Genomic DNA, 10,605 nt, shown 5'->3' on the forward strand with positions numbered 1-10,605 from the left:
GGGCGCCGGCAATCAGTAGCCGAGGGTCTTGCCGTCGGGGTTGCGGGGGTCCGAGTAGCCGTACAGCGCGCCGCCACGGATCTGGATGGTCTGCGTGCGGCCCATCGAAGGCTTGACCGCGATGTTGTGGCCGCGTTGCTTGAGCAGGGCAATGGTGTCGGGCGAGAGGCCCTTTTCCACGCGCAGCTCGTCCGGCGTCCACTGGTGGTGCACGCGGGGTGCCGCTGCGGCCTCCGCAGGGTTCATGCCGAAGTCGATGGTGTTGACCACCGTCTGCAGCACCGTGGTGATGATGCGCGCGCCGCCAGGGCTTCCAGTGACCAGCGTGGGCTTGCCGTCCTTGAGCACCAGGGTGGGCGTCATCGACGACAGGGGGCGCTTCTTGGCGGCCACTGCGTTGGCGTCGCCACCGACCAGGCCATAGGCATTGGCCACACCGGGCTTGGCCGAGAAGTCGTCCATCTCGTTGTTGAGCAGGATGCCCGTGCCCTTGGCGACGATGCCGCTGCCGAAGTTGGTGTTCAGCGTGTAGGTCACGGCCACGGCGTTGCCCGCCTTGTCCACCACCGAGTAGTGGGTGGTCTGGTCGCTCTCATACGGCTGGGGCTGGCCGGGCTTGATCTCCTTGGCCGGGCGTGCGCGGTTGGGGTCGATGCCCTTGGCCAGCGATTCGGCATAGCGCTTGGAGGTCAGGCCCTTCAGCGGGATCTTCACGAAGTCTGGGTCGCCCAGGTATTCGGAGCGGTCGGCGTATGCCAGCTTGCTGCTCTCGGCCATGTGGTGGATGGTCTGCGCGCTGTTGGGGCCCCACTGGGCCAGGGGCAGGGGCTCCAGCATGTTCAGGATCTGCACCAGGTGCGGGCCGCCCGAGGAGGGTGGGGGCATGGTCACGATCTCGTAGCCACGGTAGGTGCCACGCGTGGGGACGCGTTCGGCCACCTTGTATTCGCGCAGGTCTTGCAGGGTGATGGCGCCTGCGTGGGGTGCCATTTCAGCCGCGATCTTCTGGGCGATCTCGCCTTCGTAGAACGCCTTGGCGCCCTGCTGGGCGATCAGGCGCATGGACTGCGCCAGGTCTTTTTGCACCAGCGGGTCGCCCACCTTGAGCGGCTCGCCGTTCTTCCAGAAGATGGCCTGGGTGGCGGGCCACTTGCCCATGTTCTTCTTCTCTTGCTGCAGGATCTTGGCGAGCGTTTCGCTCACCGGGAAGCCCTTGTCCGCCAGTTCGATGGCCGGGGCGATCACACGCGACAGGGGCAGGGTGCCCCAGCTCTTGAGTGCGTGTTCCATGCCCGCCACGGTGCCGGGAACGCCCACGGCATAGTGGGTGTACAGCGACTTGCCGTCCACCACATTGCCCTTGGCGTCCAGGTACATGTCGCGCGTGGCCTTCGATGGCGCCACTTCGCGGAAGTCGAGGGCCACGCTCTTGCCGGTCTTGGCGTCGTGCACCATCATGAAGCCGCCACCGCCCAGGTTGCCCGCATTAGGCAGGGCCACGGCCAGCGCAAAGCCAATGCCCACGGCCGCATCCACAGCGTTGCCACCGGCCTTGAGGATGTCCAGGCCGATCTGCGAGGCCAGCTCCTGCTCGGAGGCGACCATGCCATTGCGTGCCACCACGGGGTGGAACACATCCATGTCGAAGTCGTAGGCTGCACTGGCGGCCTGGGCCGAGGCGGTCTGCTGCACTGCGGGCGCGGGTGTAGCCGCGGCTACCGGCGGCGTGCTGCCGCAGGCCGTGAGGCTGGCCAGGGCCAGCACAACGCTGCCAGCCAGCAGCGTATGACGAATGTTCATGGGATATCTCCTGGTGTGTGGAATCTGGAAATGACAACGGGCGCATCCAGTGGATGGATGCGCCCGCGCCAGTGTAGGTCGGTCAAAGGGCTGCCAGAGGCTATGTCGCCATGACATTGAAGCGCAGCACTGATGTGCTGCGTGCATTACTTACTGTCCCGTGGGCCCTCAGGCGAGCAAGTCGCTCAATGTCCGTGCAATCACCTTGGTGGCGCGGCGCAGGTCTTCGAGCTGCAGGCGCTCGTCGGCGCGCTTGGCGTGCGATTCGAGGACCGTGCGGGGGCCTGCGCCGTAAATCACGCCGGGAATGCCGCGCTCCACATACAGGCGCACGTCGGTGTAGAGCGGCGTGCCCACGGCGGGGACCGGTTCACCGATCACGGCCTGGGCATGTTGCTGGATCGCATCGACCAGGGGCTTGTTGCCCGCCAGCGGCGTCATCGCGTTGGCCAGCAGCAGCCGCTTGATCTCCACGCTGATACCGGCGCGCTCACCTGCAGCCTGTTCGATCACGCGGCGGATGTTGGCTTCGACCTCCACCGGGTTTTCCTCGGGGATCATGCGGCGGTCGAGCTTGAACATCACCTTGCCGGGTACGACGTTGGTGTTGGTGCCGCCCTCGATGCGGCCCACGTTCAGGTAGGGGTGCTTGATCCCCTCGACCTTGGACGTGACCTTCTTGTACTCGTTGTTCTGTGCGTACAGCGCGTTCAGGATGTGCACGGCGCCCTGCAGGGCATCCACTCCGGTGTGGGGCACGGCGGCATGGGCCATCTTGCCGTGCACCGTCACTTCCATCTGCAGGCAGCCGTTGTGTGCGGTGACCACTTCGTAGCTGAAGCCGGCGGCAATCATCAGGTCGGGCTTTGTCAGTCCCTTTTGCAGCAGCCAGCCGGGGCCGAGTTCGCCGCCAAACTCTTCGTCGTAGGTGAAGTGCAGCTCTACCGCGCCCTGGGTGGGCCTGGCCACGGCTTCCAAGGCCCGCACGGCAAAGGTGAAGCTCGCAAAGTCGCTCTTGCTCACGGCGGTGGCGCGGCCGTACATGGCGCCATCGACAATCTCGGCGCCATAGGGGTCGTGTGTCCAGCCTTCGCCGGGCGGCACCACGTCACCGTGGGCGTTCAGGGCGATGGTCTTGCCACCGCTGCCGTACGGTCTGCGCACGATGAGGTTGGTGATGGATTCCATGCCGTAGGCCAACACATCGGCAGTGGGCACGGCGTGCTTTTCGGCCTCGTAGCCAAAGTCCTTCAGCAGCTCGGCGGTACGCTCGGCATGGGGCGCGTTGTTGCCGGGGGGCGTGTCGGTGGGTACGCGCACCAGGGCCTGCAGAAAGCGCACTTCTTCGTCAAAGTGCTGGTCGATCCAGGCGTCCAGCGCGGCGTGGTGGTTCGGGGTGGTCATGGTTGTTGTTCCTCGGCAAGCTGGTGCAGCACCTGGGTGAAGGCGTCCACGGCCAGTTGCATGTCGTTGTTGGTGGTGGATTCGAGCGGGTTGTGGCTGATGCCGGAGTTTTCTCCGCGCACAAACAGCATGGCCTGCGGCATGATTTCGTGCAGCTTCATGGCATCGTGGCCTGCCCCACTGGGCATGCGGAACACGGGCACGCCCAGGTGGTCCACAGCACGCTCCCACTGGTGCTGCAGGGCCGGGGCGCTGGGGGCTGCTGCGGCGCGCATGGATTCCTCCAGCGTATAGCGCAGGCCGCGCCGGGCTGCGATCTGGCCCAGGTGGTCCAGCACATCGCGCACCAGTGCGTCCCGTTGCGGATCGGTGGGCGCACGCAGGTCCAGGCTGAACTGGCAGCGGCCCGGCACCACATTGATGGAGCCGCCGGGCACGTTGAGCAGGCCGATCGTGCCCACCGAGTCCCCGTCCTGGGCGGCGCGCTGCTCGATGTACAGCGCCAGCTCTGCCACGGCCACGGCCGCATCACGGCGGCGGTCCATGGGGGTGGTGCCTGCGTGGCTGGCGGTGCCGATCATTTCGCCCACAAAGCGTACGCCACCGTTGATGGAGGTGACCACGCCCAGCGGCACGTCCAGCTCGTTGAGCACCGGGCCCTGTTCGATGTGGACTTCAATAAAGCCCAGGTACTGGGCCGGGTCGCGCTGCAGCTTGGCAATGTCGTCGATACATAACCCAGCGTGCTGCATGGCCGCGCGCATGGTCACGCCATCGGCATCCTTCTGGTCCAGCCAGGCGGGGTTGAAGTGACCGATGAGCGCGCCCGAACCCAGGAAGGTGGCCTTGTAGCGCTGGCCTTCCTCTTCGGCAAAGGCAATCACCTCGATGCCGAACGGCAGGCGCCGACCCGCGCGGTGCAGTTCGCGCACGCAAGCCATGGGCACAAAGATGCCCAGGCGCCCGTCATACTTGCCGCCATTGCGCACGGTGTCGTAGTGCGAGCCCGTCATGAGGTACTTCGCCCCGGGCGTTGCGGCGCGATACCGCCCTACCACGTTGCCCACGGCGTCCACCTCGACCTCGTCAAAGCCGCAGTCGCGCATCCAGTGGCTGATGCGCTGGGCACAGGCGCGGTGTGCGTCGGTGAGGTAGGTGACGGTGAGCTGGCCCTTTTCGGCAAAGCCGGGGTCGGAGTGTTCGGCCAGCTTTTCATGCCAGTCCCACACGTCATTGCCCAGCAAGGGTTCGGCGGCGAACTTGTCGTTCAGGCGGATCTCGGCGATGCGGTGGATGTTGCGCAAGGCCTCTGCCACCTCGAATTCAGGGTGGTTATCGAGCCGCCGCGCAAAGGTGTCGATGATCTGCTGCTTGTTCAACCCCGCGCCACGCGGTCCGCGCACGGCCAGAATGAAGGGGAAGCCAAAGCGTGCGTTGTAGTCCGCATTGAGCTGCTGGATGCGCGCAAATTCCTCGGGCGTGCACTGCGTCAGTCCCGCCTTGGACTGCTCGTTGGTCGATTCAGCCGTGAGGCTTTTCGCCACCATGGCCTTGCCCGCGAGCTCGGGGTGGGCGCGGATCAGGCCCAGCTGCGCCTCGGTGCTGGCGGTGCGCACCGCGTGGGCCAGGGCGTGCTTGAGGTGTGCCAGCGAGCGGAATGGCCGCTGCGTGAGCGCCTGCTCGGCAATCCAGGGGGAATGCTCGTACACGCCGTCCAGCGCCTCCAGGGCCTGCGCGGGCGTGGCGGCGTTCAGTTGGTCAAGGGTCCATGCCATGGTCATCAGGCCTTTGTGGTGGGATAGGGGTGCACGGCCTTCCAGTGGCGCGCGATGTCGATGCGGCGGGCCACCCACACCTTGTCGTGCTGTGCGATGTGATCCAGAAAGCGCTGCAGCGCCGTGATGCGGCCCGGGCGGCCCAGCAGGCGGCAGTGCATGCCAATGCTCATCATCTTGGGTGCGTTGTCGCCGGCCGGATCGCCCTCGGCATACAGCGCATCGAAGGTGTCCTTCATGTACTGGAAGAACGGGTCGGCGTGCGAATAGCCCTGGGGTAGCGCAAAGCGCATGTCGTTGCAATCGAGCGTGTAGGGCACGATGAGCTGGGGCACCACGCTGCCGTCGGTCTTTTGCACCTTCATCCAGAAGGGAAGGTCGTCGCCGTAGTAGTCGCTGTCGTATTCAAACCCGCCGTAATCGGCCACCAGGCGGTGGGTGTTAGGGCTGTCGCGGCCGGTGTACCAGCCCAGGCCGTGCACTTGGCCTTCCGAGCCTCCTCGTGGGCCCGTCAGGCGCTCGATGATGGCCATGGCCTCGGCCATGTGCGCGCGCTCGACGTCTTCTGGGATGTGCTGGTAGTGGATCCACTTGAGGCCATGGCAGGCAATCTCGTGGCCCAGCTCCACAAAGGCGGCAGTGAGGTCGGGGTGGCGCTGCAGGGCCGTGGACACGCCAAACACCGTGAGTGGCAGCTGGCGCTTTTCAAACTCGCGCAGGATGCGCCACACGCCAGCGCGCGATCCGTATTCATAAATGCCCTCCATGCTCATGTGCCGCTCGGGGTAGCTGGCCGGGTTGAACATTTCGGACAGGAACTGCTCGCTGCCCGCATCGCCATGCAGCACCGCGTTTTCGCCGCCCTCTTCGTAGTTCAGGACGAATTGCACGGCAATGCGCGCGCCACCGGGCCACTGCGCATGGGGCGGGGTCTTGCCGTAGCCAATAAGGTCGCGGGGGTAGGCCTGGGTGGTGTCGTAGATCATGTTGGGGTGGTTTTCAAGGGGCCAGGGCGGCGGTCAGATCGCTGGCAGGGCGCTTGCGGTCAAAGGTCAGGCTGGCTTCGACATGTTCGAGGTGGCTTTGCATCAGGGCGACGGCACGTTCTTCGTCGCGCGCGGCCAGGGCCGCCACGATGTCGGCGTGCTCCTCGTGCGAGTGTTCGGCGGCGCTGGCTGACTGGTACATCAGCGTGATGAGGGCACAGCGCGAGATCAGGTCGCCCAGCATCTGCGCCAGCACCTCGTTGCCCATCAGCTCGGCCATGCGCACATGAAAGTCGCCCAGCAACTCGGTGCGGGTGCTGGCGTCCTGCGTGCCCATGGCGGTCTTCTCGTTGGCCACGTGGGCGCGCAGGGCCTTGAGCTTGGCGGGCGTCACGCTGCGCACAAAGGCGCGGGTCATTTCGGTTTCCAGCATGCGGCGCACGGCAAACACCTGGCGTGCCTCCTCGACCGAGGGCGTGGCCACAAATGCGCCCCGTGCGGGCTCCAGCGTGACCAGCCGGTTCTGTGCCAGCTGGAACAGCGCCTGGCGCACCAGCGTGCGCGACACGCCAAAGTGGTCGGCCAGCTTTTGCTCGGCCAGCTTGGTGCCGGGTTGCAGGCGGTGCTCTACGATGGCGCGGGTCAGCGCTTCGACAATGGCGCTGGTGGAGGAAGATTCCATGGCTGCATGATACGGTGGATGGTGAAAAGTGTATACACTTTTGGTCTACACACTGCGATCTGGCAATCGTCGCCGATTGGACAGACTCTTACTTCAGGAGATTCCCCCATGGGATTGAGCACCCACGTTCTGGACACCATGAACGGCTGCCCTGCGGCCGGCATGGAAGTGGCCCTGTATTCCACCGACGGCGACAACGCCACCCTCATCAAGCGCCTGGTGCTGAACCATGACGGCCGCACCGACGCACCGCTGTTCGACAACGCCAGCCTGCGCACCGGCACCTACCGGCTGCGCTTTGATGTGGCGGGCTACTTCAAGGCCCGGGGCGTGCATCTGCCCGAACCCAATTTTCTGAACCAGGTGAGCCTGGACTTCGGCATTGCGCATGCCGACCAGCACTACCACGTGCCGCTGCTGGTCAGCCCCTGGAGCTATTCGACCTACCGGGGCTCGTAGCAAGCGCTGCCTGACGGCCGAAGTGGCCTGGCCGCTCAGGGGGATATTGCTACAGCTGCCCTTCGGTCAGCGTATCGAGCTGAAAGTGCCCGCTCTTGTCCCACAGCCAGGTCTCGGTGTAGGTGACCTTGCCCATGCGGGCAGGGACTGGGAAGGGGGCCGCAGCGCGCACCGTGCGCTCGATCTCGGTGACCACCTCGGGGGCATGGCGCGGGGCGCGCATCCAGTGCAGGCGGGTGATCTTGCCTGCGCGGTCGATGTCGAGCTGCAGCACACCGATGGCATACAGCTGCGGCGGCAGTTTGCCTTTGAAGATGCGTTCGCGGTTCAGGCCATACAGGTGTGTGGCGGCATCCTGGCGGTAGGCCAGCGGTGTGGCAGCGGCCGAGGGGCGCGCAGATCCGGCCGTGGCGGGCACGGGGCCCTTGACGCCGCTGGCATCGGGGCCGGTGGAGGGGACGCTGTCGGGAGCGGGGGCTGGCGTGGGCTCTGGTGGGGACTTGCAGGCCGAGACCAGCGCCGCACCCACGGCCATGATGCCTGCCAGCAACCAGTGGCTGCGCTTTCCGGTGGAGCGGGGAGAGGGCGTGTCGGGCATGGTGTGAAAGGCTCCTGAGGCTGCGGGCACGATAACCCAGCGGCGAAGGTGGTACGTTACAAAATGACGACGGCTGCAAAGGGGATGCAGCAGCAGACTCACCGGAGGGTGAGCCGCTTGCCTGGCCCCGTTTTGCGTCCGTCACGAAAAGGATCGCGGTGACAAATTTGCAAATGCTGCTGGACGGCCTGGGGGCCGCGCCAGCCTGTCTGGTGACCGTGGAGTCTACCCAAGGGTCCGTGCCCCGGGAGCGCGGCGCCTGGATGGCGGTATTTGCCGACCAGCTGGTGGGCACCATCGGCGGCGGGCATCTGGAGCTGCAGGCGATTGCCGAGGCGCGCCGCCGCCTGGCGGGTGGGCCGGTGACGGCGCTTGGGCCGATGCGGTTTGCGCTGGGCCCGGCGCTGGGCCAGTGCTGCGGCGGGGTGGTGCACCTGGGATTTGAGCTTCTCGCGGCGCAAGACGCCCCGGGGCTGGCCCAGCGCCTCACACCCAACCTGCACCCGGTGGCCCTGTTTGGCGGCGGGCATGTGGGCCACGCGCTGGCCCGCGTGCTGGCGCCACTGCCTTTTGCGCTGACCTGGATCGACAGCCGGGACGGCATCTTCCCGCCCGACCCGCCCGAGGGTGTGGTCTGCGAACACTCCGAGCCGGTGCAACTCGCCGTGCCCCGCATGGCACCCGGCAGCCGCGTGCTGATCATGAGCTTCAGCCACGCCGAGGACCTGGACGTGGTGGCCGCCTGCCTGCGCCGCCAGCGCGAGCAGGGCGACCTGCCTTTCATCGGATTGATCGGCAGCCAAACCAAGTGGGCCACCTTCAGCAACCGCTTGCATGGGCGTGGTTTTGCGCCCGAGGAGCTGGCCCAAGTGACGTGCCCCATCGGCATTCCCGGCATTGGCGGCAAGGAGCCTGAGGTGATTGCCGTTGCCGTGGCAGCGCAGTTGCTGCAGACGCTGCAGCCAGCGCCAAAGGCTGGGGAATGAGGGTAATTCCGGCCCCGAATGCCCCAGGTTGGGGCTGGAATCGGGAACAATTCCTGCATACACTTTGACGTACCGGTCGCAGCGGTGCCCCGGCCAGCAACCCACTGGCCAAGGTGCGCGACCTCAATGTCTGCTCAGAGCGCCCGCAGTGGTGAGCAGGTTTGCTGTTTGGCGCTAACGCGCCATCAAGGTTGAGATATGGAAAGCTACTTTCTCGACTGGGCCAACCTGCTTTTGCGCTGGGTCCATGTCATTACGGCCATCGCCTGGATCGGCTCGTCGTTCTATTTCGTTTTTCTGGACAGCAGCCTCACGCCGCCCGAGGACGAAGACCTCAAGAAACAAGGCGTGAGCGGCGAGCTCTGGGCCGTGCACGGCGGCGGGTTTTACCACCCCGTCAAGTTCGCGGTATCGCCGCCGCAGTTGCCCAAACACCTGCACTGGTTCTTCTGGGAGAGCTACAGCACCTGGATCAGCGGGTTTGCGCTGTTCACCGTGTCCTACCTCTACAGCGCCAGTACCTACCTCATCGACAAGTCGCGCATGGACTGGGCGCCCGCCACGGCCATCATGGTGGCGCTGGGCTTCTTTGTGGTGTTCTGGCTGCTGTACGACGCCATCTGCCGCATCTTCGGCCAGCGCAAGAACGGCGACGCCATTGTGGGCGCGCTGGTGCTGGTGCTGGTGTGCGTGGCCTCGTGGCTGGCCTGCCACTGGTTTGCGGGCCGCGCGGCCTTCCTGCTGGTGGGGGCGATGATCGCCACATCCATGAGCGCCAACGTGTTCTTCTGGATCATCCCTGGCCAGCGCACGGTCATCAGCCAGATCAAGGCTGGCCAGCCCGTGGACCCGATCCACGGCAAGCGCGGCAAGCAGCGCAGCGTGCACAACACCTATTTCACGCTGCCGGTGCTGTTTGCCATGCTGAGCAACCACTACAGCTTCACCTGGAGCCACCCGCAAAACTGGCTGGTGCTGATCCTGATGATGTTCGCGGGCGCGGCCATCCGCCAGTTCTTCGTGATGCGCCACGGCTACAAGCTGGGCCGCAACGGCAACCCGCTGCCGTATGCGCTGGTGGGTGTGGCCGTGATCGTGGGCGCCATTGTGTGGATGCGCCCCGCACCGGTGGCCACCCCCGTGGTGAATGCTCCTGTTTCAGGAGCTGCCAGCGCAGATAAAAACGGCGCTAGCAGCCAAAATGACTTCAAGGCCGTGCAGGCGGTGCTGGAACAGCGCTGCTACATGTGCCACGGCGAGCAGGTGCAGATGAAGAACCTGCGGCTTGATTCGCCCGACAGCGTGAAGCAACACGCCCAGGCCATCTACCAGCAGGCCGTCGTGCAAAAGCTCATGCCCATGAACAACGCCACGGGCATCACCGATGCGGAGCGTGCGTTGATTGGGAAGTGGTTTGAGGCAGGGGCTGCAACGGGGCCTTGAATGTGTTGAGTGCCGCGGCAATCGGCCAGAAGCTGTCGCTCACAGAATCGCCAAGAAGCGGACGTGGCTCGACTGAGCCTTAGTCTGTTTCGGCGCGCCTCTGATACTCTCCAATACTGATCCCGGGTACCGCTCTTAGAACCTCTGGCCGCGCTCGGTATAGGCGCCTGGCTTGAGAGGTGCTCTGTGCGTGACTCAACCTTTGCTTGGCTTGTACTGGCGGCAAGCGTGCTCTCGGAAGTCGTTGGAACCATTGCACTCCGCTATGCGGATGGCTTCACACGTATTTTCCCTTCCGTCCTTTCAGGGCTTTGTTATTCCGCCGCTATCTGGCTTATGGCAATCGCCGTCCGGCATATGGAAGTCGGACTTACCTATGCGGTATGGGCGGGAAGCGGAACAGCTTTGACGGCGGTGCTCGGAATGCTCTGGTTTGGTGAGTCGGCGAGCTTCCTTCGACTGGCCGGTCTAG

At 65.2% G+C, this 10,605-nt stretch carries 10 protein-coding genes; 4 read left to right on the forward strand and 6 right to left on the reverse strand.

Annotated features, from left to right (window positions below; genetic code table 11):
* Nucleotides 1-12: 12 nt before the first annotated feature.
* From ggt to N4G42_RS06040, 5 genes are all read right to left on the reverse strand, one after another.
* Complete coding sequence (ggt, locus tag N4G42_RS06020) at nucleotides 13-1,800, reverse strand: gamma-glutamyltransferase (protein WP_260666522.1); 1,788 nt, start codon at nucleotides 1,798-1,800, stop codon at nucleotides 13-15.
* A gap of 168 nt (nucleotides 1,801-1,968) precedes the next feature.
* A complete protein-coding gene (locus tag N4G42_RS06025; RefSeq protein WP_260666523.1) occupies nucleotides 1,969-3,204 on the reverse strand; it encodes an ArgE/DapE family deacylase in 1,236 nt (411 codons plus the stop codon).
* Nucleotides 3,201-4,979 (reverse strand): 2-oxo-4-hydroxy-4-carboxy-5-ureidoimidazoline decarboxylase, encoded by a 1,779-nt coding sequence (gene uraD / locus N4G42_RS06030; protein WP_260666524.1) that lies wholly within the window; start codon nucleotides 4,977-4,979, stop codon nucleotides 3,201-3,203. Before uraD ends, N4G42_RS06025 begins: the two co-directional genes overlap by 4 nt.
* Nucleotides 4,980-4,984: 5 nt before the next feature.
* Nucleotides 4,985-5,965, reverse strand: a complete 981-nt coding sequence (gene puuE / locus N4G42_RS06035) for an allantoinase PuuE (protein ID WP_260666525.1) — start codon at nucleotides 5,963-5,965, stop codon at nucleotides 4,985-4,987.
* 13 nt (nucleotides 5,966-5,978) lie between these two features.
* Entirely contained in the window at nucleotides 5,979-6,647 is a 669-nt protein-coding gene (locus tag N4G42_RS06040; protein ID WP_260666526.1) for a GntR family transcriptional regulator, read from the reverse strand.
* A 108-nt stretch (nucleotides 6,648-6,755) separates the two neighbouring features.
* Here N4G42_RS06040 and uraH point away from each other — a divergent pair, with 108 nt between their 5' ends.
* A complete protein-coding gene (uraH, locus tag N4G42_RS06045; RefSeq protein ID WP_099729445.1) occupies nucleotides 6,756-7,106 on the forward strand; it encodes a hydroxyisourate hydrolase in 351 nt (116 codons plus the stop codon).
* 49 nt (nucleotides 7,107-7,155) lie between these two features.
* Here uraH and N4G42_RS06050 read toward each other — a convergent pair whose 3' ends face one another.
* A complete protein-coding gene (locus N4G42_RS06050; protein ID WP_082522390.1) occupies nucleotides 7,156-7,704 on the reverse strand; it encodes a hypothetical protein in 549 nt (182 codons plus the stop codon).
* A gap of 158 nt (nucleotides 7,705-7,862) precedes the next feature.
* Between N4G42_RS06050 and xdhC the strand changes: the two genes are divergently transcribed.
* The 3 genes from xdhC to N4G42_RS06065 form a co-directional block, all read left to right on the forward strand.
* A complete protein-coding gene (gene xdhC, locus N4G42_RS06055; protein WP_260666528.1) occupies nucleotides 7,863-8,690 on the forward strand; it encodes a xanthine dehydrogenase accessory protein XdhC in 828 nt (275 codons plus the stop codon).
* A gap of 198 nt (nucleotides 8,691-8,888) precedes the next feature.
* Nucleotides 8,889-10,133 (forward strand): urate hydroxylase PuuD, encoded by a 1,245-nt coding sequence (locus N4G42_RS06060; protein ID WP_260666529.1) that lies wholly within the window; start codon nucleotides 8,889-8,891, stop codon nucleotides 10,131-10,133.
* 186 nt (nucleotides 10,134-10,319) lie between these two features.
* The coding region (locus N4G42_RS06065) for a DMT family transporter (protein WP_260666530.1) at nucleotides 10,320-10,605 on the forward strand (286 nt) is incomplete at its 3' end.

This window comes from Acidovorax sp. K2F (assembly GCF_025246485.1).
GTDB classification, from domain to species: Bacteria; Pseudomonadota; Gammaproteobacteria; order Burkholderiales; family Burkholderiaceae_C; genus Acidovorax; species Acidovorax delafieldii.